Raw genomic sequence first — 771 nt, 5'->3', positions numbered from 1 at the left:
GTTATCGGCTTTGTTGCTGGCCAGTCTATGCTAAAGTAACCATTTGAGTCAGTGTATGAAGAACCTAGTACAGAATCTGGTGCAAAACTAATGTCTCTCTTGACATAAACTAGTTGGTTTTGTATGCCGTTACCATTAGAATCTGTTAGACGTCCTGAGAAAGTGACGGTTTGATCTTTGGTAACTTGGTATGAAGATGCTTGAAGTGACACGTATGTCTGAGTGGGCGGTTGNAAGATGCTTGAAGTGACACGTATGTCTGAGTGGGCGGTTGGTAATAGCTAGATTGTTGATTTGATGTTCCTGCAAGGTGATTCTTTATCTCGTCTATAATTGAGATCTGTTTTGTTGATTCAAATGGCATTGGTATTGTCAAACCCAAGAATTGAAAGTATGCCGTACCACTCACTTTAAGATCCAATATTCCTTCTGATTCAATTATAGAAGAAACAGCAGGTTTCAAACTGTCAATTAAGACATGTTGTAAAACAGGCAAGATCTTTGTTTCCCCCGGATTGATTGTTAGATCTACATTGCTCTTGCCTTGGCCTACATTTACCCCATTGACTAGAAGATCATAGGATAAATCAGGTATGTAAACAGGAAAGAGACCATGATTTGTTAGTCCAAATATTAGATTTAGTTTGATACCTTGGACTAGAGACAGAGCTGCACCAAGCCAGTTTCCAGTTAAAGCATTCAGTCCTAATTTTACAAGTGTTGAAAGCGATGCTTGAGCCCAATCTATGCCTGCAAAAGATATGTCGTTTA

The 771-nt window shown here is 39.1% G+C and carries 1 protein-coding gene; it reads right to left on the bottom strand.

Translation table 11 applies throughout. The features are described from left to right. Positions 1-234 precede the first annotated feature (234 nt). A partial coding sequence (locus tag DYY66_RS16190; protein ID WP_394352593.1) for an LEA type 2 family protein occupies positions 235-634 on the bottom strand: 400 nt, incomplete at its 3' end. Positions 635-771 lie beyond the last annotated feature (137 nt).

The sequence above is a fragment of the Candidatus Nitrosotalea sp. FS genome (assembly GCF_011319475.1).
Lineage (GTDB): Archaea > Thermoproteota > Nitrososphaeria > Nitrososphaerales > Nitrosopumilaceae > Nitrosotalea.
This window is presented reverse-complemented; position numbering and strand designations above follow the sequence as displayed.